General features: G+C 63.3%; 22 protein-coding genes and 6 pseudogenes. 10 read left to right on the top strand and 18 right to left on the bottom strand.

All coding sequences use genetic code 11. From position 1 onward, the window contains the following. On the top strand, positions 1-162 hold a 162-nt coding region (locus AC0L3K_RS37755), incomplete at its 5' end, for an SbmA/BacA-like family transporter (protein WP_473367974.1). 485 nt (positions 163-647) lie between these two features. On the opposite strand, the gene AC0L3K_RS37750 is transcribed toward AC0L3K_RS37755, so the two are convergent. Next, entirely contained in the window at positions 648-1,235 is a 588-nt protein-coding gene (locus AC0L3K_RS37750) for a GNAT family N-acetyltransferase (RefSeq protein WP_473367971.1), read from the bottom strand. 434 nt (positions 1,236-1,669) lie between these two features. Here AC0L3K_RS37750 and AC0L3K_RS37745 point away from each other — a divergent pair. Both AC0L3K_RS37745 and AC0L3K_RS37740 read left to right on the top strand, forming a co-directional pair. Beyond that, positions 1,670-1,957, top strand: a pseudogene (locus AC0L3K_RS37745) (aldehyde dehydrogenase family protein); the annotation flags it as partial. A gap of 57 nt (positions 1,958-2,014) precedes the next feature. After that, a pseudogene (locus tag AC0L3K_RS37740) lies at positions 2,015-2,283 on the top strand (MFS transporter); the annotation flags it as partial. Positions 2,284-2,285: 2 nt separating this feature from the next. On the opposite strand, the pseudogene AC0L3K_RS37735 reads toward AC0L3K_RS37740, so the two are convergent. From AC0L3K_RS37735 to AC0L3K_RS37695, 9 genes and pseudogenes are all read right to left on the bottom strand, one after another. Next, positions 2,286-2,516: pseudogene (locus AC0L3K_RS37735) on the bottom strand (type 2 isopentenyl-diphosphate Delta-isomerase); the annotation flags it as partial. A gap of 19 nt (positions 2,517-2,535) precedes the next feature. Continuing rightward, positions 2,536-3,438, bottom strand: coding sequence for a terpene synthase family protein (locus AC0L3K_RS37730; RefSeq protein ID WP_204513604.1), 903 nt, complete (start codon positions 3,436-3,438; stop codon positions 2,536-2,538). Then, positions 3,435-4,985, bottom strand: a complete 1,551-nt coding sequence (locus tag AC0L3K_RS37725) for a hypothetical protein (protein WP_259219190.1) — start codon at positions 4,983-4,985, stop codon at positions 3,435-3,437. Before AC0L3K_RS37725 ends, AC0L3K_RS37730 begins: the two co-directional genes overlap by 4 nt. 215 nt (positions 4,986-5,200) lie before the next feature. After that, entirely contained in the window at positions 5,201-6,199 is a 999-nt protein-coding gene (locus AC0L3K_RS37720; RefSeq protein ID WP_473367973.1) for a polyprenyl synthetase family protein, read from the bottom strand. Between the two features lie 106 nt (positions 6,200-6,305). Next, positions 6,306-7,649 carry a cytochrome P450 gene (locus AC0L3K_RS37715; protein WP_219682276.1) on the bottom strand — a complete coding sequence of 448 codons (1,344 nt, stop codon included), beginning with the start codon at positions 7,647-7,649 and terminating at the stop codon, positions 6,306-6,308. Beyond that, on the bottom strand, positions 7,649-8,494 hold the full coding sequence (locus tag AC0L3K_RS37710) for an SDR family oxidoreductase (RefSeq protein ID WP_310473303.1): 846 nt from the start codon (positions 8,492-8,494) through the stop codon (positions 7,649-7,651). Before AC0L3K_RS37710 ends, AC0L3K_RS37715 begins: the two co-directional genes overlap by 1 nt. Then, positions 8,481-8,788 (bottom strand): annotated as a pseudogene (locus AC0L3K_RS37705) (ferredoxin). Before AC0L3K_RS37705 ends, AC0L3K_RS37710 begins: the two are co-directional and overlap by 14 nt. Position 8,789: 1 nt before the next feature. Continuing rightward, positions 8,790-10,079, bottom strand: a complete 1,290-nt coding sequence (locus tag AC0L3K_RS37700; RefSeq protein ID WP_219682274.1) for a cytochrome P450 — start codon at positions 10,077-10,079, stop codon at positions 8,790-8,792. Between the two features lie 94 nt (positions 10,080-10,173). Next, positions 10,174-11,376, bottom strand: a complete 1,203-nt coding sequence (locus AC0L3K_RS37695; protein WP_219682273.1) for a cytochrome P450 — start codon at positions 11,374-11,376, stop codon at positions 10,174-10,176. A 203-nt stretch (positions 11,377-11,579) separates the two neighbouring features. Here AC0L3K_RS37695 and AC0L3K_RS37690 point away from each other — a divergent pair, with 203 nt between their 5' ends. After that, positions 11,580-11,921: a hypothetical protein gene (locus tag AC0L3K_RS37690; RefSeq protein ID WP_473367970.1), complete on the top strand. Its 342-nt coding sequence runs from the start codon at positions 11,580-11,582 to the stop codon at positions 11,919-11,921. A 135-nt stretch (positions 11,922-12,056) separates the two neighbouring features. Here AC0L3K_RS37690 and AC0L3K_RS37685 read toward each other — a convergent pair. Then, positions 12,057-12,317: pseudogene (locus tag AC0L3K_RS37685) on the bottom strand (cytochrome P450); the annotation flags it as partial. 617 nt (positions 12,318-12,934) lie between these two features. On the opposite strand from AC0L3K_RS37685, the gene AC0L3K_RS37680 reads away from it, so the two are divergent. Together AC0L3K_RS37680 and AC0L3K_RS37675 are read left to right on the top strand one after the other, a co-directional pair. Beyond that, on the top strand, positions 12,935-13,135 hold the full coding sequence (locus tag AC0L3K_RS37680) for a hypothetical protein (RefSeq protein ID WP_473266254.1): 201 nt from the start codon (positions 12,935-12,937) through the stop codon (positions 13,133-13,135). A 15-nt stretch (positions 13,136-13,150) separates the two neighbouring features. Next, positions 13,151-13,555 carry a hypothetical protein gene (locus AC0L3K_RS37675; protein ID WP_473367969.1) on the top strand — a complete coding sequence of 135 codons (405 nt, stop codon included), beginning with the start codon at positions 13,151-13,153 and terminating at the stop codon, positions 13,553-13,555. A gap of 265 nt (positions 13,556-13,820) precedes the next feature. Here the strand turns inward: AC0L3K_RS37675 and AC0L3K_RS37670 are convergent. The 4 genes and pseudogenes from AC0L3K_RS37670 to AC0L3K_RS37655 form a co-directional block, all read right to left on the bottom strand. Then, positions 13,821-14,226 (bottom strand): annotated as a pseudogene (locus AC0L3K_RS37670) (TRAP transporter substrate-binding protein); the annotation flags it as partial. 185 nt (positions 14,227-14,411) lie between these two features. Then, the gene (locus tag AC0L3K_RS37665; RefSeq protein WP_473367968.1) at positions 14,412-15,422 is read right to left on the bottom strand and encodes a transketolase family protein; all 1,011 of its coding nucleotides are present in this window, start codon (positions 15,420-15,422) and stop codon (positions 14,412-14,414) included. Then, the gene (locus tag AC0L3K_RS37660; protein ID WP_473367967.1) at positions 15,419-16,270 is read right to left on the bottom strand and encodes a transketolase; all 852 of its coding nucleotides are present in this window, start codon (positions 16,268-16,270) and stop codon (positions 15,419-15,421) included. The genes AC0L3K_RS37665 and AC0L3K_RS37660 overlap by 4 nt, the downstream gene beginning before the upstream one ends. A 24-nt stretch (positions 16,271-16,294) precedes the next feature. Continuing rightward, positions 16,295-17,044, bottom strand: a complete 750-nt coding sequence (locus tag AC0L3K_RS37655; RefSeq protein ID WP_473367972.1) for an SDR family NAD(P)-dependent oxidoreductase — start codon at positions 17,042-17,044, stop codon at positions 16,295-16,297. Positions 17,045-17,154: 110 nt separating this feature from the next. Between AC0L3K_RS37655 and AC0L3K_RS37650 the strand changes: the two genes are divergently transcribed. Beyond that, complete coding sequence (locus tag AC0L3K_RS37650) at positions 17,155-18,051, top strand: LysR substrate-binding domain-containing protein (protein ID WP_473357386.1); 897 nt, start codon at positions 17,155-17,157, stop codon at positions 18,049-18,051. A gap of 809 nt (positions 18,052-18,860) precedes the next feature. Beyond that, positions 18,861-20,393 (top strand): MocR-like pyridoxine biosynthesis transcription factor PdxR, encoded by a 1,533-nt coding sequence (gene pdxR, locus AC0L3K_RS37645; protein ID WP_204513593.1) that lies wholly within the window; start codon positions 18,861-18,863, stop codon positions 20,391-20,393. Between the two features lie 282 nt (positions 20,394-20,675). Here the strand turns inward: pdxR and AC0L3K_RS37640 are convergent, their stop codons facing one another. Both AC0L3K_RS37640 and AC0L3K_RS37635 read right to left on the bottom strand, forming a co-directional pair. Beyond that, positions 20,676-21,320 (bottom strand): FMN-binding negative transcriptional regulator, encoded by a 645-nt coding sequence (locus AC0L3K_RS37640; RefSeq protein WP_204513592.1) that lies wholly within the window; start codon positions 21,318-21,320, stop codon positions 20,676-20,678. 62 nt (positions 21,321-21,382) lie between these two features. Next, positions 21,383-21,601 carry a rubredoxin gene (locus AC0L3K_RS37635; RefSeq protein WP_085357752.1) on the bottom strand — a complete coding sequence of 73 codons (219 nt, stop codon included), beginning with the start codon at positions 21,599-21,601 and terminating at the stop codon, positions 21,383-21,385. 515 nt (positions 21,602-22,116) lie between these two features. On the opposite strand from AC0L3K_RS37635, the gene AC0L3K_RS37630 reads away from it, so the two are divergent. Further along, positions 22,117-22,641 carry a LysE family translocator gene (locus AC0L3K_RS37630; RefSeq protein WP_473367966.1) on the top strand — a complete coding sequence of 175 codons (525 nt, stop codon included), beginning with the start codon at positions 22,117-22,119 and terminating at the stop codon, positions 22,639-22,641. A 628-nt stretch (positions 22,642-23,269) separates the two neighbouring features. Further along, complete coding sequence (locus AC0L3K_RS37625) at positions 23,270-24,472, top strand: diaminopropionate ammonia-lyase (protein ID WP_204513591.1); 1,203 nt, start codon at positions 23,270-23,272, stop codon at positions 24,470-24,472. A 525-nt stretch (positions 24,473-24,997) separates the two neighbouring features. Here AC0L3K_RS37625 and AC0L3K_RS37620 read toward each other — a convergent pair. Further along, positions 24,998-25,213: a hypothetical protein gene (locus tag AC0L3K_RS37620; protein ID WP_259219182.1), complete on the bottom strand. Its 216-nt coding sequence runs from the start codon at positions 25,211-25,213 to the stop codon at positions 24,998-25,000. Positions 25,214-25,302: the final 89 nt, after the last annotated feature.

Genomic DNA, 25,302 nt, shown 5'->3' with positions numbered 1-25,302 from the left:
AACGCGTTCACGCAAGTACGAACCTCGTTTCAGTATCTCGTCAACTCCTGGAGCACGATTGTCGAACTGATCTCGATCTATCAGCGGCTGCGGAGTTTTGAGGCAAAGATCCACGGTGGGCCACTGCCGTCGATCGAGACACAAAGGGAGCCAGCCTCATGATTGGCGTAGCTGCAGGAGTTGACGAAACCCGGCCCTTGAGCCGCTTGCCGCACACCCGATCCGACGCCCCCACACTGCGGTCATCGCGTCCTTGATCGTAGCCCCACATCCACGCTTGTGCTCTCGCGGTGCCTCGACCGGCCTCGGTCCAAGTGTTGCGCGTGCCCGAATTGCACGCACCGCATACTTGCGATGCCAGCCGGTCGTCGCGCATGCCGCATCGAGATGCGCCTCTTTTCCGCCCGGGTGGCCGACCGGCAACGATCCCTCTCGGCCGACACCACCTGCCGCCGCGCGCCCATGCTGATCTTTCCCACCATAGACGCCACCGGACAAATTCGATGGCAGCCACCCAAAATTCGATGGCAGCCACCCAATCACCGGCGAGAAGTTGTCCAGTAACAATCCGGATGAGGCAATGCGCCTCAGTTCGTCTCCAAGGACGCTTCGGGAGCCGCAGCATGCGAAGCGTCTCCGAATTCCGTTCACCGCGTCTTTCGCAACATCGGCGTAAGTGGCGGTGAGCAACCGTGCTGTATCTCTCCAATAATCTTGAACCCGTGGCGTTGGTAAAACGGAATGTTTTCAGGATTCGAACTTTCGAGGTAGGCAGCGAGGCCCTGCTCATCACAGCGTTGAAGAGCGTACTTCATCAGCAATGTGCCAAGCCCTTGTCCGGCCCAGTTCGGATGGACAGCGATCAGGGGCAAATACCAATGTGGCTCGGAGGGATGATGTTCGGCCATTCCCTGGCGCAGGTGTGCCATATGTTCGGTGATTTCAGGGCGCAGGGACAGCGCCATGATTGCGTCCAGCGCATCCTCATCCTGCTGCACGCCCGGAGGCAGCCACAGGGCCGCCGCGCGAGTCTCTCCCGTGACGTATGCTGTGCCATGCTCGAATGCTCGTCCGCCACAGGCCTTGATGAACTGAGTCATGCTGCCAAGATATTGCCCAGGGTCCGGCCAACTCCAACGCATCAAAGGATCGGCGGCAAAGCCAAGGACAATCGTCCAGACGATTCTTGCCCGAATACTTGCGTTCGCCGAGGTGACGCCCGGCTCTCTTGTCATGATGCACCGCTTTTCGATCGCAGGGTTGAAGGTTGGAGCACAGGACCGATACCTTGGACGTAAGCGGAATGGATGTGCCCCGAACATTCATCCCCTTTAGTTTCCGCCTCCGGCTCTCATCCCGCCTCAGAAGGCCGCCTTCGACGGCGGCTTCGGACGAAGGTTCTCGCTGCGAGCCCCTGACCCTTGGGCCTGCCGAGGACTTGTGCTTTTCGCCATGAGAGCGTCATCTGGCTCCTGCCCTTTCCGAAAGGAAGGGCTCATTTTATCGGCGTCGACAAGCCTGGCAGCCTTCCGAAGGAAGCGAGAAGGACGATTTGTGTTACAAGGTGATCTTGTTTTGCCAAATGTTGCGAGTTGCATTCGCTCGACGAGTCTAAGCACCGCAGTATAATTTGGAACCTGCCAACCGAGGTAGGTGCTTGGGATTGTCTGCCCCAAGGATTGCCAACGACTTCCCCTTCAGCCTTGCCGCAGCGATCGCACCCGTGACGTCGCCCGCGCGGATCGAGTTGCCGCCTCCGTCGGCCGGCGTCGTCTGGGTCAACGATCATCACCGGCTCGACCCCGCCTCGCCCTGGGGCGGCCTCGCCGCCACCGGCCGCGAATGTGGCACCCAGACCTTCGACGACCACCTCGAGACCAAGAGCGTGATGATCGCCACGCACGAGCAGCCGTTCGACTGGTATCGCGACACGGCCAACCAGAAGCGGCTGAACTAACAGAACGACAAGCGGCAGACGTTCGAAGAAGGCGGGCCGCATCAATGGAGAGCGTCAATGTCGACACCCGTGAACGCAGGCACTCGTCTTGCTCGACTGCCGGTCGGGCCGTTCTATCGCCGCATCATACTGCTGATCGGCATAGGAATGCTTTTCGACGGTTTCGACATCTACATTGCCAATACCGTGCTGAGCCTGATGCTGAAGACGAGCTTTTCGACCCTAGCCCAGAATGCGGTCTTCATCTCCGCGACCTTCGTCGGCATGACGCTGGAAGGTTTGGTACCGGGTTTCTCGGTGACCGCTATAGAGTCCGCGTCGCGCATAATCTTGCCAGCAGCCAGGCGCAGCGCTCGATGTGCGCCAGGTCAAAGTCGGGCAATGCGCAGTGTTCGAAACCGATATACTTCCAACCGCCGGCGAGCGTGGCCGGCGCCGTTCGCCGACCCAGCACGATGTCCAGGTAGTCGTCCTTGCACCGGCTCAGGGCGGTGTCGCTCACGCTCGCTCCGTCGGGCGACGGCGTTGCGTCGGATCGGAGCGACGGCAGCGGGCGCACGCCGCCGCGTCCCGCAAGTTCAGCCCGGCGCACGCTGGCCTGCCCCCGCGGCGTCGCTGCGGTAGCGGCTGGTCGAGGTCTGGTAGTACTGCGCGCGGATGGCCGCCATGGCCTCGATCAACGCTCCCCACGGCGCGGGAAAGCATTCTTCCGCCATCAGGTGGTGCAACATGCGCGTATGGCCGGCCAGCTCGTCCTTGAGGAACTCCACCACAGGCATAGCCGGGTAGCGCTGCAGCAGCAGGATCGCCGCGTTGTCGGCCTCGCCGGCCGAGCTGTCCTTGTCGCGTCCATGCAGATCGTTCTGCAGACGCCCTATCGCGGAGATGAGCCGCAGGACCCGGCGAAACGCCGGACGCGCGCGCAAGGTCTCCATGTCCAGCCCCCACAGCAAAGACAGGCAACAGAACACATTCGCGTAGGCGATCGAATCGATGCCGTTGTGCAGGTACTCGGCGTAGGACCAGCGTTCCGCCCCCGCCGCCCGCACGTGTCCGGCGCGCAGCGCCGCGCAGTAGCGCCGGGTATGGTCGAGAAGCTGAGCATAGTCGCGACGATCGTAGGCGAGTGCGGCCAGCGAGGTGCGCAGCACAGCGCAGCCGTCGAATCCGGGGAGCGCGCACGGCACGCCCTGCCCCAGCGCCTGCTCCACAGCGGCGAGCTGCTCCGGCGCGATCAGGCCAACGTCGTTGCAATCGTCGAGCCAGAACAGCAGCGCCAGTTCGCGATAGAACGCCACGATCAGCGTTTCGTCTTGCGGATCGCGGCCGGTGCGGGCGCTGGTGTCGAGCAGGCTCGGATGGATGCGCTGCAGGATGTACTGGCCGCCCCTGACCGCTTCCATGGCATGCTCGTCGGCGAACCCGTTCAGGGAATGCCCCCACTCCAGCACCTGCTGCAGCGCGCGTTCGGTCAGGATCATGGCGCCGCTCCTGCTCTCTCGGCCAGGGCGCGCCGCCCCCAATGAAGCGCCAGCCACAACCCGGCAAGTTCGGCCACACGCACGACCCGCGTGGGGCAATACAGTTCCTTACCGATCCACAGCGGCGTCTGCGGCAATGCATGCGCCGCATGGCGGGCGAGCATCCACTCCAGCGCATGCGCCACCGCCTGCGCGATGCGCCGGCGCCCTGTCGGCTCTTCGCTCCCGTCCATCACATGCAACGCGAACAGCGCATAGGCGGTTTCCTCGAATGTGGACGCGCGACCAGCGCCCCAGCCGCCGTCGTCGCGCTGCGCCTGCAGTAGCGCCGCCAGCGCGCGCTCGTCGCGCCATTCGGTGTTGCCTTGCGCCAGCGCAGCGACCGCGTGCGCGGTGGGATACAGCCACGAAACGTGCCATTTTTCGTTGTCCCATACACCGTGCGGGTTGCGATTGGCCTCGACATAGGCGCTGGCGCCGGCGGCGGGCTTTCCCAACAATCGCAATGCATGCAGGGCATGAATGTTGGTCGACACCGAGGCATTGCGCTCGCCGGGAAAGGTGACGAACAGCTCGCCGGTTTCGAAATGGCGCAAGGCATCGACCGCCGGCTCGCGGTCTGCCAGGCGCAGGACGCACAACGCGATGGCGGTGTCGTCCGCATCGGCCGCGAAATGCAACGCCGGGCCGAGACCGCGCACGCCCAGGCGGGCGTCGAGCTGCAAGACGATCACGCGCACCGCCTCGGCGAGCGCGGGATGCGCGAACAGCCCGGCCAAATGCAGGGTGTACAGCGACCAGCATGGCTCGAACACATTGATCGGCCAGACGTTGGGAACGACGCCTTCGATGCCGCTGCGCGTCGCCCGCGATGCTGCCTGCAGATACGCGTCGGCGCGCCCGACCTGCGTCGTGCTCCCCTGTGTCACGGCGTGCGCACGCCAGGCGGCGGTGGCCGCCGGACTGATGCCGATGCTGCCGTCGTCGTCCGGGCATGCGGTAGTCGGCGAGGTCCCCCAGGCTTCCCAGGAGTGCAGCAACGGATGGCCGCTCGGCAACGTCGCTACCGCCGCCAGCTTGGCCAGGCACGCTTGCCGCAACGGCAACAGCGCCGGGTGGCGCGGGAACGCCACGCCGCCCAGCAAGGATGCGGCCTCGCAGCAAAATTGCGGCAGGATCAGCTCCGCGCCGATCGGCGCGTCTTCCGGCACCGCATGCGCGTAGGGATCGGGCTGGCGTTCGAGGAACCGGGTTGCAGCCTGGACTGCGTCGGCAGCGCCGGGAAGAGGATCGGCACGCTGCAATGCCAGCAACGCCGCCCACGTGGGCGCATGGCGGAACAGCGGGAAGTCCGCGCTTCCCCATCCGCCATCGGCCTGTTGCTGCGAGATGAGCCACGCGTAGGCGTCCTGCCGACCGGTGACGTTGCCGTGGAATTGCAGAGCTCGCGCCGTGTCGTAGACGGACGGACCGACGCTGCCGCCATCGCTCATCTCGCCCAGCAGGTGGCGCAATTCGGAAAGGATCTGTTCGGACTGCGCGTTCACGCGGGATCTTTCTTCAGACGGTTGACGAGAACCAGGATCGGGCAGACGCCGCGCACGTCGTCGCAGGTCCGCCGCATAGGCTTGGCCGCAGCGCGCCGCGGCCGTGCAGGGCAACCGCTGCCATCGGCGCCGCGGACTCGGACACGGTGCAGCATGCACCGCTACCGCCGGCCGATCGCAGCGGCACAGGGGCGACTCCATGCGCACGGGCGCGCTCATGCGCATGGCGCGTGCTTGAACAGGTGCGCGTTGGCTCGCTGCAGCATCTGCTCCAACCGTTCCGCACGCGGCCCCAGCGGGACGATGGCCTCTCCGGCGTCGCGCAACAGATCGAGCGCGAACTGGCGCGCAGCCTGCAGCCCCATGATCGACGCGCAGGTCGGCTTCTGCGCCGCCGCGTCCTTGCCGGGGGTCTTGCCCAGCGCTGTGGTATCCGCTGTCGCATCGAGAATGTCATCGACCACCTGCAACGCCAGGCCGAAACAGGCGCTGTAGCGATCGAGCGCACAGTACAGCGCAGAGTGCGCGGCATCCTCCGCGATGGCGCATAGCGCGCCCATGCGAACGGACGCGCGCACTAGCGCTCCGCTCTTCATCCGGTGCATCGCGACGATCCTGTCCAGCTCGACGTGCTTTCCGACCAGCGACAGATCGATGGCCTGCCCGCCTGCGGCACCCTCGGCGGACACCGCCCGCGCCAGTTCGCGCACGAGCGCGATAGGATTGTCGCCCGGCGCATCCAGGCTCGCCAGGGTCAGGAAGGCGTGCGCCTGCAGCGCGTCGCCGACCAGGATCGCGGTGGCTTCGCCGAACTTGACGTGCACGGTCGGAAGGCCGCGGCGAAGCACGTCATTGTCCATCGCGGGCAGGTCGTCGTGGACCAGGGTACAGGCGTGCATCATCTCGATGGCGGCGCCGACGTCGTCGAGCATGTGCGCCGGCGTGTCGGCCAGTGCGCCGGCGGCCAAACAGAGCAAGGCGCGGGTGCGCTTCCCGCCATGCAAGGTGGCGTAGCGCATCGCCGCCATCAGCTCGGTCTCACCCTTGTCTTCGGCGCAGAGAAGGCGCGCGAGCGCTTGTTCGACCCGCTTTACGCCGTCGTGCATCCAGATGTCCGGCAGCAGCCTGCCGGAAGCGCCGCGCGCTTGCGGGCCCAATCCGCCGAGCGCGGAAACGCCAGTTCGGTCGTCGTGTAGCGTGGAACCGGTCTGCATGCTGTTCATGTCCTTGTACCTGACAGGTGACGGCCACGGCGAGCGGCGGGCCGCCGCGGTGTTGCCGGCGTCGCTGCCTCGCCATACGGGCGCAAGCGATGCCAGCTCATGAGAATCCGATGCGGATTTTCATGGAGGGATGTGCGGTCGGGTAATAGCGCCGGCCTTTTTCGGCGCTGCCCAACAACCGCGGCCGCACCCCGGCCTTGTGCATGGTCAGCGCCAAGGCGATGCAGAACTGCACCAGTTCGAGCCATACCAGGTGGTAACCGATGCAGACGTGTGGGCCGGTACCGAACTGCAGCATATCCACCGGCCGGATCGGCTCCGTGCGTTGCAGCCACCGCGCCAGGCGGAACTGATCAGGCGTCTCGTGCAGCAGCGCCGAGGTCGAGAAATGCAGCAGCGGGATGCACAGATGGGTGCCCGCGGGAATGCGCCGTTGGCCGAGTTGCAATTCCTGCAGCGCCCGACGCGGCAGGAGCGTGGTCGTCGGATGCACGCGCAGCGTCTCGCGGAACAGGGCCTCGGCGACCGGACACTGCGCCAGGTCCGCGTGCCGGGTCGGCACCGCGCCCACGCGTTGCGCCTCCTCGACCAGGGCGTCCCACAGCACAGGCTGCCGCGCCAGCTCGATCACCATCCAGGCCATCGTCGAGGCGGTGGTGTCGTGACCGGCAAGCAGCAGCAAGCGGATATTGGCGACCAGGACGTCATCGGAGAGCGCATCGTCGCTGCGATCGAAGGCGCTCACCATGTCGTTGATCAACCCGGTGCGCGCGGCATGCGCGCGCGCGTCGCGGACGAACTGGCGCAACTGCGCGTCGATCCAGTCGCGGGCGGCGCGGCCGCGCCGCAAGGGCAGTCCGGGCAGGTCGACCGGGGGCGCGACGATCAACTGCAGCAGTTGCCGGTACTTGCGATGCCATCCCGGCAAGTCCTGCGCGGGGATACCCATGAGGCTGAAGATGAGCTTGAGCATCAGGTCGCCGGTTTCGCGCAGGATGGTTACGTCGCCGCGGTCACGCCACGCCTGCACCCGCGCCCAGATGACGGGCGCGAACAGGTCGCCGATCCCGGCCTGAGTCAGCCCTTTGGGCAGGAACGCCGCCTTGATCGCATCGCGCGCCTGCCGGTGCGCGCCGCCGTCCTGGGCGACCAACGTTCCGCCAAGTAATTCGGGCGCGATCTCTTCGATCAGCGCCGAGGACACGTCCTTGTGCCGGAGCAGTGCGAACGCATCCGGATCCACGCACGTCATCAGGTGTCCGGCAGGGCCGAAATCCAGCCAGAAGTGGCTGCCCAGCATCCGTTCCGCGCGCCCCAGCAGGCGCGGCAGGTCGCAGACGATGGCGGGAAGATGCCCGACCAGGGGGAAAGCGCCGGGCACGACCGGGATGTCGTACCGCCGCCGGTGCCGACGAGCCAGGGGGTTGAGCAGCATGTCCATCAGCAGCGCGGCGCCGCAGGCGCTTCGGCGGTGTTGCCGGCAGGCCGCGCGGCGCGGCTGTTGCCACCGTCGGCGTACGTCGGCACATGCGCCAGCATGCCGCCGTCAATGCACACCACCTGGCCGGTGATGAACGCAGCATCCTCGGAAAGCAGGAACGCCACCAGCGCGGCCACGTCCTCGGGACGGCCGACGCGCGGCAGGAGCTGGTGCCGGCGCAGATGCCGCTGCATGCGCTCGTCCAGCTTGGCGAGGAGACGCTCGGTCATGATGAGACCCGGCGCAACCGCGTTGCAGCGGATCTGCGCATGACCGTACTGGGTGGCGAGCGAGGCCGATAGCATGTTCATCGCCGCCTTCGACGCGGCGTAGGACGTCTGCGCGGTGTCACCGCTGAGCCCCTGGCACGACGACATGTTGACGATGGCGCCGCCGCCGCGGGCGATCATCCGTGGGATGGCCTGCCGGCAGCAGAGCAGGCTACCGCGCAGATTGGTCGCCATGGTCTGATCCCAGACCGCCAGGTCCAGGTCGAGGATCGCTCGGTCGCGCGGGGTCAGATGCATGGCGCTCGCGTTGTTCACCAGCAGGTCGACCCCACCGAAGTGCCGCTCCGCCGTCTCGAACAGCGCTGCCACCGCCTGCGCATCGGCGATGTCCATCGCCAGCGCCAGCGCGAGGCCCGCTTCGGCCGCGATCTGCGCGGTGCAGGCGATGGCCGCCGAGCCATCAATGTCGGCCACCACCACTCTGCCGCCTTCGCGCGCGATGGCTAGGGCGCATGCCTTGCCGATGCCGGCGCCGGCGCCGGTCACCACGGCCACCTTGCCTTCAAACCGTCCGATCGTGTCCTCGTGGATTGCGTTGGTCTTTCGCGGCATGCCGCTCGGCCTCACCGGAGAAGGCGCGGGGTCGGCGCTGGCGCGCTCGTCATCGCCAGCGTCGCTTTCGATGACCCGAATGGCGGCGACCGGGCACTGGCTGGCCGCGAGCCGCACGGCGGCGTGCAGCACCTGCGGGACCGTCGCCACGCACACTTCCGCCACGCCGTCCGGTTCGCGCTGGCGAAAGGTGCCCGGCAGCGTCAGCACGCACTGCCCGGTGGTTCCGCACAGATCCTGGTCGACCACGACGCGCATCTCAGCCCCCGTGCTCATGCAGCCGCACCGGCAGCGCGCGGAATGTCCTAAGGAACGCGGAGGGCTCCCGGGTGGGCTGCTCGGCCAATGCCAGCGTGGGGAAGCGCGCCTGGATCCGCGGCAGGCTCTCGGCCAACTGCACCCGGGCCAGTTGCGCACCGAGGCAGAAGTGGATGCCGTGGCCGAAGCTCAGCATGATCTTCCCGTCGGTCGACATGCCAGGACTGGTGCCGTAGAACCGCGCGGGATCGAAGCGGTCGGGGTCGGCGAAGGCGTCCGGGTCGCGATTGCCGGCCGCGATCAGCACGCGCACGTCCGCGTTCTTCGGGATCACCACGCCGCCTAGTGCGATGTCGCGCTGGGCGATACGCGGAATGGAGCTGAACATGGCGGGCGCGTCGCAGCGCAGGACTTCTTCGACGAATGCCTTCACCCGCGCGGCGTCTCCCTGCAGCCAGTGCCGCTGTTCGGGATACGCCAGCATCGCCAGGACCGCATGGTCGATGGTCGCGGCAGTGGTGGCGAAGCCGCCCAGCAGCATACCCCACAGCATGCTGATCAACTCCGCATCCGACAGCGTGTCGGCATCGTCCTCGTGTGCGCCGACCAGTATCGACACGATGTCGTGGCGGGGATCGGTGCGCTTGCGCTCTATGAGGTCGCCGAAGTAGGCCTGCACGCTGGCGCTGGCCGCGTCCGCCGCGGCGAGCTGGGGATCGCTGGCGTGCGGGCTTAGGCCTTCCAGAATGGCGCCGATGCCGGCGGCGAGCCCGAACATGTCGTCTTGGGGCATGCCGAACAGTTCGGCGAAGATTAGCATGGGCAAGGCCAGCGCGAATTCCCGATGCAGGTCCACCGCCTCCCCGCGCTCCAGCGCGGGCGCCATGCCGTCCAGGCGCGCTGCGACGATGCGCGCGATGCTCGGCCGCAGGTCGTCGATCTGGCGCATGGTGAAATCGCGCGAGATCAGCCGGCGCAGACGCGTATGCGTCGGTGGGTCCTTCATCGCCAGCGTGGACGCCAGCAGATTGAGCGACAGGCTGGTCGCCGCACGCGGGAAATAGCGCGCGAGTTCGCCGGGCGCCGGCCCCCGAAACGCATCCCCCGTGGCCTTGAGCGCCCAGTAGATGTCGGCGTGGCGGCTCAACAGAAAGAGGCCCGACGCCGCGCGATGCACCGGATCGTGCTCGCGCAACCATCGCAGGAACGGATACGGGTCGTCGATGCACGCTGGCGAAGCCAGTTCGGCGAAGGCGTCCCGGCATGCTGCTGTGGTTTCTTGCACGTCCATCTTGCTTAGTTGTTGGCTGGCTGATCTGAACGGCGCGCGCCAGGCGCGCCGGCAAATTGCGGAGAAGATCGCGACTCCCAGGGGCGTCCGCGCATCACCAGAGCACCGGCAACTCTTCGAACCCGCCAGTGATGATCTCCTTGCGCAACTTCAGTTCTTCGGGCGCCACGGCCAGGCGCAGCGCGGGAAAGCGCTGGAAGACCGAACCGAACACCACTTTGAGTTCCAGCCTGGCCAGCGCCATGCCGAGGCAGTAGTGCGGACCGTAGGAGAACGCTAGGTGCGGATTTTCGTCGCGCCCGATATCGAAGATTTCCGGGTCGTCGAAATGGCGCGGATCGAACGACGTCGCCGGCAGTCCGACCAGCACCTTGCTCTCCGCGGGAATATGCACGCCGGCGATGGTCACGTCGGTCCTCGGATAGCGCATGATGCCGTCCCAGCCCACGCCCGCCGGGTACATGCGCAGGATTTCCTCCACCGCCGTGTCCACCAGGGATGGATCGCCGACCAGGCGTTCGCGCTGTTGCGGATGGCGGAACATGGCCAGCAGGCCGAATTCGATCTGCGCGACGGTGCTCTCGTGCCCGGCCACCAGCATGCCCGCGGCCAGGCCGATCGCCTCCTCCTCGGTCGCCTTGCCCTGGTCGACCGCCGCGAGCAGATCTGTCAGCAGGTTGTCGCCCGGATCCTGGCGCTTGTCCCGCATCTTTCCGCGAATGTAGGCGCGCAGTTCTTCCCAGGCCAGGCGCGACGCGCTGCGCGGGCCGCTTTCATGCTGGTGCGTCATTACCTCGTCGGACAGCCCGGCGAAAAACGCGTGATCCTCGTAGAGCACGCCCATCAGCGCGCTGATGACCATGGCCGGAAGCGGAAAGGAGAGGTGGCGCCGCAGGTCGGCGGGCTGGGGCTGGGCCGCGAGTGTCTCGAACAACTGCGCGGCGATCGCCTCGACCTGCTGCGCGAGCAGCTTCACCCTGCGGTCGCTGAAGGCCGGCGCCACGATCGTGCGTAACCGTGCATGCTCGCCCCCCTCGTGCGAGACCAGCCACCCCGGCGAACCGAGAATTACCGAATCCGGGGTGAATGCCGCCGGCGGCATTCCCGCGGGCCGGAACGCCGCGTCGGACAGCACCGCCTTGGCCTCGTCGTAGCCTGTCACCCACCAGCCTTCGTGCCCGGACGGGAAGCGCACGCGGTGGATCGGACCGTTGGCGCGCAGCGCCAACATCTTGGGCGAGGGCTCGATATGATCGACGCGCCACATCGGCAGCGTCGGCAAGGATTGTTCGGACATGGTTACACTTCAGTCTTTACGCGATGGAAGGGCGGAAGGTGACCGGCAGGCGCTGCGGGCTTCACGTGCGCTTGCGTTCACTTCAGTTCGTCGATGATAATCGGCGGGGAAGGCGGCCGGACCCTAGGGCCTCAAAGTGGCTTTAGCCAACTACCGAATCTTGTAGTGGCGTCCTAAACTAAACGCCTGGCGGCGCAAAAAACATGCGGAAAACTCTGTCGCCACGCGCTGCAATACGGAAACCTATTTCCGATGCGTATCCGCCTATGTTGGTTGGCTACATGCGCGTGTCGTCGGACTCCGACCGCCAGAGCACGGACTCGCAGCGCGATGCGCTGCTCGCCGCCGGCGTTGATCTGGTGACCGGCCTGGGGTTCGCCACGACGACGACGATGGTATTTCGCAAGGCTGATAGAGGGCCCGCGTTGATTTTCGATGCAAACGTTATCAACGCGATCGTTGATCCTTCGGGCCCTTGGGAAGCTCATTTTCAAGAACAAGATCCCTTCTCGGCTCAACGAACTTTCATGCGAAAGGCGTGCTGAACTATAGCAACTACGTCGAGGAAGCAGCGGGGCTTGCACGACAACACCTTTCGGGACAATAAGCTCGCAAAGGAAGCAGGTCCGTCAGCCGTCCTGGAGGGCAATGACAGCCGCTGCAAAGAGCCCGGGCTGGCGCTATTTCGTCGTAACGCGTACCGGCAGTGAGCTGAGGGCCCGCAATCCACTGCTGTCGCGGTATACCGGCTCGCCCGTTATCTCGATTGATGCGACGCTCGCCGCCAAGGCGGCCAGCACGGCTTCGCCTTCGAGCCGCGCGACCATCTGCCCCACGCAGCCGTGGATCCCGGTGCTGAAGCCGATATGTCCCGAAACGCGCCGGGCGATGTCGAACTGGTCGGGCCGTTCCCACCGCGTTTCGTCGCGATTCGCCGAACCGGCCTGTACACTGCCTCGAGGTCCGCAATCAGTCGCTCGACTTCTGCAAGCCAATTTCGGCAAGGCCGGCGCGTAATACTACTGGATATCGAGGGCATTGATCACCCGAGGTCCGCGCGAACCGGATCCGGAAGTCGGTTGGTGCGGAGAACACGTTCTCAACCGATCTTTAGCGCTTTCGACGCAATGGCCACCGAGTTGGGCCCGCTGATCGAGAAGGTCTGGCGGCACTGGGAGGACAAGCACTGCGCGGGCCCGGACCGTCACGCTGAACGCTCAAGTCAACGATTTGGACATCATCACGCGCAGCAGGTCCATGCCGATCGCGATTTCGAACCACAGCGAGCTCGAACACTTCTCGATCGCTGCTTGAAAGCGAGATGCCCGCTTCAAAGCCGTTCGGCTTCTTGGGAGTATCGTTGTCCTCGCGCCATGGTGAGGGGCAGGCTGAGCCGCAACTCGGCCTGCCGATTTGAGAGGCGCAGTTTCGAGCAGGATTTCAGGAAGGGGCGCAGGCGCGGGTCGTGTGCAGCGCGGCAGAGCTCATTGGTTAACATTCGTGAATCCCCAAATCGAAAGACTTGCGGTAGGATCAGGTTTTTCCGAGGGTCGCACCCATGTTTGAACAAGCGACTACCGCTCTATTGCGAGCGGTGCTCGACGAGGTCTGCGAAAAGCTACCACGCGACGAGGCCGGCGCTCGCACCCACGTGGCCTGCAAGATCCTGGAAGCCGCAAAGACCGGCGAAACGACCCCGGACGAGCTGCGGCAGATCGGCCGGATAGCGCTGACAGAAGCGCCGACGATGTGGCGTTGATCGGGCGGGTCCGGGGTGAATTTCCAGGTCACAGTCTTGAAAGTCCTGATGAGTTATCCGGAAGGATTCGCCGTGATGGCGGACCTCAAGCGGGACATGGCAATCCTCGCCACCAGCGGCCCGGAATGGGCCGAACGCACCAAGCGGCTGGCCGCGCGCGTGCCCGGGCTCGACATTTTTTCGGACGGTCTCGTTGTGCGTCAAAACGGCGGCTGGAGGATTACTGTGAAGGGACGAGCCGTGCTCGAATCCATGGAGGCGCGCCGGACCGAACACGAACCGGTCGAGAAGGTGCTAGTGGAAACGGCCGGGCCACCAGTGCCATCCTTGCCGCTCCCGGCAGAGCGAGCGAAGCGCCGACGCGCACGGCGCCAGCGTCGCCGCGAAGCCCGCGAACCCGCGCGAGCGCATGCATCTTAAGTGGACAGGGCGCGGCCGCAGCCCAACTCATTGACCAAAGAGTAGATAGGATAGCTCCGGTCGATGCCGCGGCGATCCCGCGTCTCGTCGGTCCAGCCGACAGCTCGGCGATAGCTGCCCATCGCGCCGTTCGCTTGAGTGCCCTGACGTCGACGGGCTTATTCTCGTCGGCGAAGGGGGCGACCCAGAGCGCATCCTCGGGACAATAAAGCTCGCAAAGGAAGCAGGTCTGACAGTCGTCCTGACGGGCAACGACCGGAATTCCATAGGTGCCCAGTTTGCCGTGCATCGCCTTCCATACGCTATCGTAATCGGCGAATGCGAAGCCGGTGTTCACGATGCCCGCGCTCGGCACCAGGTGGCAAGGATCGAGGACGATTGGTTGAAGAACTCACGCCGCCGCTGCGTACCTGGGGCAGGAGTTCGGTGTCGGAGCCGAGCTGATTGGCCGGAAACAGCCTGATCTCCAGCCGGCCGCTCGTCGCTTCGCGGATCGGTCGATCGCCTCTTGCGCCGATATTCACCGGATGGGTCGGATCCTGTCCGGTCGCGAACTTCTAGACGAACTCGGCGGCAGACGCCGGACGGGTCAGAATCCTGCAGAGAGGTACGGCCGTAGCCGCCCTCAACAGGGAACGGCGGCTGATGATTCCGGGCTTCGAGACAATCATGTTTTACTCCTGATCCTGCATTGACGTTGCTGCCGACTGCAAGCTGCGCTGGCGTGCAGCCTTCCGGGCTCTTCACCGGCTTTCGATCGCCGGCATTTGGGCAAGAGCCATCGCTCGCCGCCGCAATATACGGCGGGCGTAGCTCCTCAAGGGGCTTCCCTTGATTGGCGCTTAGCGCCGGTGCACTAAAGCCACTGCTTGATCTGCCTTGCGACCTCTGCGGTGGAAATCCCGTAGCGGTCGTGCAGTGTCGGAAGTGCGCCAGCGTCAAGGAATTCGTCCGGCAATGCGATCTGGCGGAAACGCCGATGAACGCCTGAACGCATCAGAAGTGCAGCAACCGCCTCGCCAAGTCCGCCAATTGTGGTGTGGTTTTCGGCAACAACGACAAGGCGGCCCGGCTTGCCGGCTTCACGCAAGATCGTCTCAGTGTCGAGCGGCTTAATCGTCGGAACATGCAGCACCGCGGTATCGACGTTGTCGCGCATCAAAGTTTGCGTGGCCTCGAGTGCACGCATTGTCATGATGCCGGATGAGATGACCAGGGCGTCCTTCCCGTCACGGATCAGTTTGGCCTTGCCGAGTTCGAATTTGTAGTCATATTCGTCGAGCACGACCGGTACTTGGCCGCGCAGCAAGCGCATGTAGACCGGCCCGCGGTGCGCGGCGATGGCGGGCACCATTTGCTCGATCTCATGGGCATCGCAGGGATCGATGACGGTCATGTTTGGCATCGCGCGAAACAGGGCGACATCTTCTGCGGCCTGATGGCTCGGGCCATAGCCCGAGGTCAGCCCCGGCAGCGCGCAGACGATCTTCACGTTGCGATCTTCCTCCGCGATCGTCTGGTGTATGAAGTCGTAAGCCCGTCGCGATGCGAACACGGCGTAAGTGGTCGCGAACGGCATGAAGCCTTCGGCGGCAAGGCCCGACGCTGCGCCGAACAGAAGCTGCTCGGCCATGCCCATCTGATAATAACGGTCCGGAAATTCCTTCGCGAAGATGTGCAGGTCGGTGTATTTGCCGAGATCGGCCGTCATGCCGACCACCTCAGGGCGGTGGCGTGCGAGCTCGACGAGCGCGTGTCCAAAGGGCGCAGGCTTCGTCTTCTGTCCCTCGGACGCGATCGACGCGATCATGGCGGAGGTGGTCAGGCGCGGCTTGCCAGGCTGAGGTGCTGATCTGACGGTTTTCATGCCTGCCTCCCGGCTTCGAGCGCGGCAAGCGCGAGCTGCCATTCGTGCTGCTCGACGCGGATGAAATGGCTCTTCTCGCGCTGTTCCAGGAAAGGAACGCCCTTCCCCATCAGAGTGTCGGCGACGATCATCCTCGGCTTGGGCTCGGGATGGGATTTGGCGGCGTCGAACGCTGCAGCCACGGCATCGAGATCGTTGCCGTCGATCCGCTGCACGAACCAGCCGAAGGCCTGAAGCTTGTCGACCAGCGGCTCGAAGGCCATGACCTGCGTGGAAGGACCATCCGCCTGCTGATTGTTGACGTCGACGATGCCGATCAGATTGTCGAGCTTGTAGTGGCCTGCCGACTGGATCGCTTCCCAGACGGAGCCTTCGTCGAGTTCGCCATCGGAAAACAACGTGTATACCCGTGCCTCGGATCTCTTGCGCTTGAGTCCTAGGCTCATGCCGACGGCAATGCTCAGCCCAAGTCCGAGCGATCCGCCCGACATTTCCATTCCGGGCGTGTAGGAGGCCATGCCCGACATCGGCAGGCGGCTCTCGTCGCTGCCATAGGTTTCGAGTTCTTCCTCCGGGACAATTCCCGCTTCGATCAAAGCTGCGTAGAGTGCGATGGCATAATGTCCGTTGGAGAGCAGAAAGCGGTCCCGGCGGTCCCATGACGGATCTTCAGGCCGGTAACGCATGGCGTGGAAGTAGGCCACGGCGAGAACATCGGATATGTCCAGCGCCTGCGCGATATAACCCTGCCCCTGGACTTCGCCCATGCGCAGCGCATTGCGGCGGATATTGTAGGCGCGGTCCGCCAGCTTGGGCGCGTTGATAAGCGTATTGGTGGTCGTTTCCATCGATCTGGACCTTATCTCGCTGGCTCAGTGGATAAGCATGCCGCCGTTGACGTCGATCACGGCACCCGTGACGTAGGCAGATAGATCGGACGCTAGGAAGGTGTAGATACCGGCAACGTCTTCTGCCGTGCCGAGGCGATTGAGCGGAATGCCTTCCAGAATTTTCGCTCTCATTTCATCGTTCAGCTTGCCTGCCGTAATATCCGTGCCGATCAGGCCGGGCGTGACGCAGTTGACGCGAATCCCGTCAGGGCCGAACTCCCGCGCCATCGCCTTGGCGAGGCCAAGGACCCCCGCTTTCGCAGCCGAGTAGTGTGGGCCGCCGAAAATGCCACCACCGCGCTGAGCCGAGACGGACGACATGCACGCGATCGATCCGGACTTTCGTGCGCGCATATGCGGGATCACCGCTTGCGACAGAAACAGGATACCCTTGAGATTGACGTCCTGAATTCGATCCCAATCGGCCGGCGAAATGTCCAGGAACTTGACCGGCTGGGTGATCCCGGCATTGTTGATCAGGATATCGATGCGTGCGAAGGTTTCGATCACGCGGGCGACTCCCTGTTCGCAGAACGATTTGTCGGCGACGTTGCACGCCAGTCCAATGTGGGACTTTCCAAGCGATGCCGCAGCGTCCGCCGCGGCGCCCGCGTCGATATCCAGAATGGCCACCCGAGCGCCCTCGGCGGCGAATCGCCGGGCGGTGGCAAGCCCGATCCCGCGCGGCGAGGCCGCGCCCGAAATGATTGCCGTCTTACCGCTGAGCAGCATCAATTCCTCCCGCAAATTGTTCTTCCTTGCTGGATTTAGGAATGACGCGCGGAGGCCGGCTGTACTAACGCACAGTTGTCATGGATCGATGAATCTGGTTCACTTATCGGATGCTCTCGAAGATCCCGATATCCTCAATTCGTGCCTTTGAAGCCGCAGCCCGGACCGGATCGTTTCGCGATGCGGCGAATGAGCTTCACCTGACGCCGAGCGCCGTCAGTCACGCGATCCGCAAGCTGGAGGCCACGCTTCGGACCGTTCTGTTCGAGCGCAGCGCGCGGTCTGTGCGGCTCACGCCTGCCGGCGAAAATCTGATGCGTCACACCGGGGCGGCGTTCGATCAGCTCCGCCGCGGCCTTGAGGAAGTCGCTGCGCGCGGACCGCAACTGGTGCGCGTCCACTCCGCCCCAAGCTTTGCTGCGCAATGGCTGGCGCCACGGCTTGCGCAGTTTCTCGCTGCTTACCCGAAGCTCGAGGTTCGATTGGCCGCAAGCACGGATTATGCGCGCTTCAGCAACGATGATTTCGATATCGATATCGTCTACGGTCCGCCGCGCGCAGAAGGCGTCGAGATTGTTCCTCTACCGGAAGAGACGGTTACCCCGCTCTGCTCTCCCTCGCTCGCAAAATCGATAGGGAAGGCCGCTGATCTGCTCGATCAGACGCTCATCCGCTCAGACGTGAAGCAGGTGCAGTGGCATCAATGGTTCGCCGCGAACGGATTAGAAGCCCCCGCCCTCCACGGCATGAGGTTCGATCGGAGCTTTCTTGCAATTGCGACCGCTGCGGAGGGATTGGGAGTGGCGTTGGAATCAACCCTCCTGGCCGAGCGTGAACTGGCCAATGGGCGATTGGTTGCCCCATTGGCGGGACGCGCGAACGATATCAGTTACGTCGGTCACCGTCTCATCTATCCGCGCGCCAGCCGACAAAGATCGGCCGTACGCGCGTTTGCAGACTGGCTGCTCGCGCAACTCGACGGCGAACACGCCCGCTCCTCGCGATGAACTGCAGGTCTGGCTGGAGCTTGGTTCAGGGCAAACCTCTGCTTGGCGCCGAACAGCAACCTTCGCCGCCGGGGCGTCCCGCGCCTGCGGAGAACCTCAAATCATGCATTCTTCATTGGTCTGGCAGCGAGCTATCGTTGATGCTCGCCGATCCATCTCTACAAGGCGATCATCGATGTAGCGCCTGAGCGCCGCAGCCGCGTTCAACATATAGACAGCATTGAGATCACTTCCCACACGTCACGGCTCGCGCGCGCCTGCAAACCGTTCCAAGAGGCGCTCGACGCCAGCAGGCGCGAGCCGATCGCAAGCCAGCGGATTCTGCTCGCAGGAGGCGACGGCGAGCGCATCTCTACCCAAGCGATGCAACAGTGAAGCTCGCTTGCCAGGTCGCGCGCCTCATCGACTGGTCGGCGACCCTGGAGGCCCTGGCAGAGCTGGGGGTCAGCAGGGGTGCTGGACCTCGATCCGGGACATGCGCTCGCCGAATTGATGCAGGCCTTCCGTCCGGACGTCCGTTGCTACGCGGCCGATGGATTTCACACTTTCGATGGGCTTCGAAACTGGATAGCCTCTCAACAACGAAGATGCTCAGCCCCTTGATTCAACGAGGCGATCTTCCACGGCCCTCGGGCCGGCCTACCTACGTCATGGGGAGATGGTAGCTGACCCGCAAGGCCATCACTGGTCGGGGGTTGGGATGTCAAAGCCGAGCGGTAGAGCGGTATGTGACGATTTCTTTCAATGACTCACAGAGTTGGTCTATTCTGGACTTCAAAGTACGAGCGGATAGGTAGACCAGAACGGCAATGGCAAGGCGCCGAAACATCATCGCAATTCCCTCGCTGGGTTCTCTCGACAAGACCGCAGGCCGGGTCGGACAACAACTCACGCAGGCACTTCGCGAGGCGATATCAAACGGGATCTTGAAGCCGGGCGAACGGCTGCCGTCCACCCGCACCCTCGCTGCATCGCTCCAACTCGCGAGGGGTACGGTCATCGAGGCGTTTGGTCAGCTACATGCGGAAGGCTACCTCGAAGCGCGCGCCAGAGGCGGCACGATCGTGGCGAACGTCAATGGCGACAGCGAACTCGTGAGCCCACCGCAGGCATTCATCGAGCCGCCGCGGATCGGCCTTGTGTTGCGGGAGAACGTCGCCCGTCTTGCAGAGGTCGTGCAAACTCTTCGGCCCCAAGGGACGATGCCATTTGCAATCGCTCATCCGGCAGGCGCGGTCGCCCCGGATGACAAGTGGCGCCGTCTCGGTAATCGCGTCCGAGCGCTGCGCGTGGCTGCCCCGTCGGGATACATCGATCCGAAAGGATTGCCTGATTTGCGGCTCGCGATTACTGATTACGTTCGTAAAGCCCGTGGAGTGAAATGCGAAGCCGGCCAGGTCGTGATCACGGCGGGTACGCAGCAGGGTCTTTTTCTGGCTGCAACCGTTCTTCTTGCGGACGGAGACGCAGTATGGGCGGAAGACCCCGCCTATCCCGGTATTGTCGCGGTTCTCGGAAACTTCAACGTCCAGACCTCTCGGATTCCCGTCGACGCGCAGGGCATCGACGTCCACGAAGGCCTCGTCCGATGCTCGAAGGCTCGGGTCGCGTTCGTTACGCCATCGCATCAATATCCGCTCGGCATGCCGATGAGCATGGCGAGACGCACGGCTCTGCTGTCCTGGGCCCGTCAAAACAATGCCTGGATCGTCGAGGACGATTACGACAGCGAACTTCGCTACGCGGGACATCCATTTCCGTCCCTGCAGGGATTCGATCCTACACGTGTCGTCTATCTCGGGACGATGAGCAAAGTGCTCTTTTCCTCCATGCGGATCGGATACGCTATCGTTCCCCTTCCGCTGGTGGAGGCGTTCGCAGGCGCCCGTGCTCTTATTGACCGCCATTCTCCGACAGCCGATCAATATGTGCTCGCGCAATATATGCGCGAGGGCTATTTCGAAGCTCACATACGGCGCATCCGGGGCGCTTACGCAGAACGGCGCGCGGCCCTGATCTCCGCCATTAAGACAGAGCTGCCGTCCTGGACAGCGCTCCAACCAAGCGACCAAGGTATGCACCTGGTGCTTTGGCTTCCTGCCGGCCTCGACGACGTCAAGCTAGCCGAGCAAGCACAGAAGGCCGGGCTGGTTGTGCGACCGATCTCGCCCATGTACCAAGATGCGCCTGCTCGGTTCGGTCTAATGCTCGGCTTCGGCGGCTTTTCCGTCGCGGAATTGCAGGGGGCCGCAGTCCGCCTGAAAGGTGTCCTTGAGGCATCGGTCCGCGCGAACAGAAAGGCCAAACTGTCCAAGCGCCCACGGATGGAAACTGCCAGATAATATCTGGATGGCCGCGCTCAGGTCTCTTTCGCAGCAATCGGCGCTCGCCGCGAACTTGAACATTGGGTTGGGGTGCTCCGCAGCGCGCCGGGAAGAACGCGCACTGATCTCCAGTTTTTGACTCCAACCAGAGCTTTCGCCAGCGGCAGACGATCGTAGGGCGAATGAGATTATCCATGCTTGCGCAGGGCCGCCGATGGGCTTGGCCCCGCCATACGCGAGGATCACAAGTAGGGCGTTGCGCCACGATTTCTCCGAGCATGTCGCTCCGTCGGATATGAGTCAGGCCTGCTCCGCTTTGGCCACAGCGGCGGCCAGCATTGCATCGCCGATCACATCCTTGCCCTGGGCCTTGAGCGCGTTCCCTGCACCGAGAATGTCCCGGACCTCTTTATTCTGACTAAGCTTCGACTTGCCAACGAGTCGTGTGATCTCGATCTCGATTCCGACGATCATCTTGAGCATCGTATCGATGTAGTCCTTGGGACTGTCAGTCATCTTCCAAGGATCGGCCTGCTTCGCCTCATGGATGCGCGTCAGCCGCGCGACCATGCCACGAACGTAACGCTCATCGTCGCGGATCGTCACGCGTCCGTACACATGAGCCACCATATAGTTCCAGGACGGGACCTGCTTCTTGAACTCGACCTTGCTGGGATACCAGTTCGGCGCGATGTAGGCATCCCCGGCGCGGAATACGATCAGCACCTCGTTCCCCGTAGCGATATCCTGCCAAATGGGATTTGCGCGAGCCACATGTGAATGAAGCACGCCCTGTTGCCCTTCCTTCGCGTGCAACTCGAAAGGTAGGTGATTTGCGTCGAGCCCGCTCTTCCCGTTGGTAAAGAGGATGCCGAGAGGATTTTTGTTGATGAGATCGTGAAGCGCCTCGGGGCGCGACTCGGCGAAATGTGGGGGGACGTACATGCTAGCTCCCTGGCAATTGATGAATGCCGCGCACGCTGCTCGCAGCATCAACGGGATTTCGTTCAGACCTCGGTCATCTGGAATTCACTCTTGTCTGCACCGCAATCGGGGCAGATCCACTCGTCGGGGACGTCTTCCCAGCGAGTGCCCGGCGGAATGCCCTCGTCCGGCCATCCCTCCCGCTCGCTGTAAACAACCCCGCAGAGCGCGCACATCCAGGTCTTGTAAACCGGTGCGCCGATCGCTGTTTCAGAGTGCAGGTGAGCGCTTTCATTGCTCATCTCGGGTCGCCTATGCTGTCGAGCATTCATGAGACCGATGTAGGCCAGAACTGGTTCATTCCATAGAGCCAGTCTGCGGCATTCTTGCTGTACCAGATTGACGTCCTCTGGTTTTGGTCAAGGCCGTCAACCCGGCAGTAGGAAGATCTCTCAGAGAAGAAGTGCATTCCTTCTTCGAGCAGCCGAAACTGGTCATCCGACTGTTGGAGAGCCATGACCGCGAAGCCTTGGGTCCCTCAGCCACGCGCCGCCGCTTTCATCGGCAAAGGCCTGCGAGGCGTCGGCTGTGCATTCCATCACTTCCGATAAGAGCGCAAATGAGCCAGAACCGTCCAGCGGCCGGCGGCGTTACAAATGGCTTTGCAGCGAGCCACACGGCCGCTGCAGTCCTGAGCTTTGTGCAATTGCACTCAGGCGTGAAACGGGTCTAGCCATCATGCACGAAGATTGGCGCCGCGAACGTCAGTTGAAACGATTAACGGGCTGAGCAATGTTCGACTCGCATACGTTCTTTTTTGTTCCTCGCCGTGGCATTGTTTGTGGTGGTCACGCCGGGCCCGGGTCTCTTCTATATTGTGGCCCGGACGCTTGCTGGCGGCAGAAGTGAAGCGCTCGCATCGAGCGTTGGCCTGGGTACCGGAGGGCTTGTCCACGTTTTCGGCAGCACCGTCGGTCTGTCTGCCCGTGTTGTCGCAAGCGCACAAGCGTTCACCTTGCTAAAGATCGCCGGAGGCCTATATCTCATCTGGCTCGGGATCAAGGCGTGGCGCGAGGCAAGCGTCGATCCGATAGAATTGCAGACGACAGATGCGTATTCTGCTCTTCGCCAGGGCATCGTCGTAGAGGCGCTGAACCCGAAGACAGCCGCATGCTTTCTCGTGTTCATCCCGCAACTCGTCGACCCATCTGGGAGTGTCAGCATGCAGTTCATCGTCCTGGCTCATTTCGGTCGGACTCAACACGAGCGTAGACCTGATTGTGACCTATTGGGCTCCAAAGACGAGGGATGGCTTTGCAAAACGGCCCTCATTCTTCGTTAAGGCGCGATAGGCATCAGGCGCCATCATCTGCGGGCTGGGGCCGACGCTACTCTTCGCAGGCCGCACGAGTTCACCGCTGCCGAACTTCCGCGTCCGAATAGCGCGCAGAGTCTCCATTCGGCTACGAAGGACGCCTTGCCACCGGAGGTCCTTGCTTCACCGTGCAACGCGATCACGACCAGCGTCGATGCTGGTTCGACTTCGGCCGCGGTTTGGCCGTCCGGGCCGGCAGAACATGAAGGGACGCATCAACCGGCCGGGAGCAGGGCCCGCCACCGCAATCCAACGCGCTTGCCTCTGCTGCCTCTTTTGCTCTCGTGCTGGTGGATCTGGATACGTGATGAGAAACCGAGTTCGTGTCCACGGCCTAGAAATCGTCATCCTTCCTCGTGCTCGAAACGAGGAGTGCAGCGCGGAACGGGTGAGCGATGTCCGCAACGCCCTCCCGCCGGATCTTCAAACATCAGGCATCACCCGCCCGATCCTGAGCACCGTCAGGGTCGTCATCGAGAGCGGCCTCCCATTTGTTGCGGATTAGCGAGAAGGCGTGACATCGCTGGGATTCCCGCTAGTGTTTCGACAAGCGCATCGCCGCGATGCTTAGATCTGCGCCCCGGGAACTCGAACCATGTTGCTTCTTAACCATCGCACTGACCACCGGGCGCCTTTGGATGGTGCGGATGCCAACATGCTGAGTTGCGAAGCTGCGTGCGAGGTGGAGCGGTTTCTTAGATATCGCAATGGCCACAAGGAAACACCGCTGATTTCATTGCCGGGCCTCGCCAACGAGATTGGCGTGGGCTCGATCCAAGTCAAGGACGAGGGTCACCGGCTCGGCCTTGGCAGTTTCAAGGCTTTGGGCGGCTCCTATGCCGTGATCCGGCTCGTCTTAGAAGCAGCAACTCCGCGCCTCGGCAGGGCTGTCGACATCTCGGAGCTTCACGCACCTGAGGTGAAGGCCGTAGCACGGGGGATGACGGTATCCTGCGCCACGGACGGCAATCATGGCAGGTCCGTAGCGCAGGGCGCTCAGCTAGTGGGGGCGAACTGCGCTATATTCATTCACTCGGGCGTCAGCGATCAGCGTAGCGCAGCAATCGTCCGACATGGCGCGCAGATGATCCGCGTCAGCGGCAACTACGATGACTCCGTTGCCGAAGCATCCCGAGTTGCCGCAGAGAACGGCTGGATCACGGTGTCTGACACGTCCTGGCCGGGCTACGAGCGTATTCCTGGTCTGGTAATGCAGGGATATACCGCGCTCCTGACTGAAGCACTACGACAGTTGCCCGAACCTCCGACCCACGTCTTCGTCCAGGCAGGAGTCGGTGGACTTGCCGCAGCGGTCGCCGGACATTTTTCGGTGTTGTTAGGTGATAATCGCCCGTTCTTCACGGTTGTCGATCCATCGCGCGCAGCGTGCCTGTTTGAAAGCGCTCGAACCGGGCATCGTGTCAAGGTAGCTCATGGGCAGCCGACAGTGATGGCGATGCTCGAGTGCTACGAACCTTCGCTCGTCGCTTGGCGCATCCTTTCGCGCGCAGCCGACGCTTTTATGATTGTCGATGACGAGGACGCCGTCGCGGTTATGAACCGTTTGGCCAATCCCCGGGACGGTGATCCGGCTATCGTTGCAGGCGAAAGTGGCGGGGTTGGTCTGGCAGGGTTGCTGAAAGTTGCTGCCGATTCGACCTTGCGCGGCCTGATTGGTCTTGAACCTGACGCACGGGTCTTCCTCATCAATACCGAGGGTGCGACGGATCCTGGCGTTTACGAACAGCTCGTGGGTCAGTCTCTATCGCAAGTGGTCAGGAGAAGCTTGGAGGCCTAGACGCTCATGATCCGCGGCCCGTTCGGTGAACTCGTGACGGGGACGAAAGCCCAACAGAAGGCCAAGAACGAAGGCATCCAGCGATTGATCCTACGATTGAAATCCGCCGCAGATTTCTGCTTCCAACGAGGCCCGTACGCACGTTTTCGGCACAAAAGGCATGGCTTTGCCGTCTTGCCGCAAGAACAAGCGCTATGACTTTGGCGCTTTGCAGTCCAACCGCGTCCGTTCGCCTCATCGAATGATACAACAGCTTCATTTTCTTTGATTCGGCACACCGGCTATGAGCCGTTTCATAATTGCGATACAGCTCTCCGAGTAATCTGTCGATATGCGTGGACTCCTGATCGTTCTCACGGCTTTCGCGATCATGCTGGCGGCACGCGGCCACCGCCAAAGCGCGTTCATGCCGCGCCCGACCGCGCCCATGCCACCCGTCAACGTGCCCTAACGCCACGAGGTCTGTCGGGTAAGCGGTTGCCTGCGAGCGAACGCAGGGCAGATCGGGCCGGCAACAAGGGACTGCTAGGCTGATTTCGGCGCATTCTTCAGATAGACGACAGCGCGACGTCCCGCAGAGGTCAGCTGCCCCAGAGTCGTTTTTCCCGCCCGCACCGCTTGAATCAGTTGCTCAGCGACATACCGACGGCTCTCGTGGTCACCGCCATTCGGCAGTCCCGCACAGACCTGATCCAAGACCAGGCCCATATTCGCTTGAACCTCTCCCGTAAATTCGCTCACGCTCCATCTCTCTGTCATTCGGCCTGCAATATTGACCCCCTAAGCCGGGGGATCGGCGTCCAAAATTGACCCCCTATAGGTTGGTCTGT

Source organism: Bradyrhizobium sp. MI1.10 (assembly GCF_055811035.1).
The sequence above is the reverse complement of the archived record's forward strand: the minus strand, read 5'-3'. Positions and strand labels throughout refer to the sequence as shown.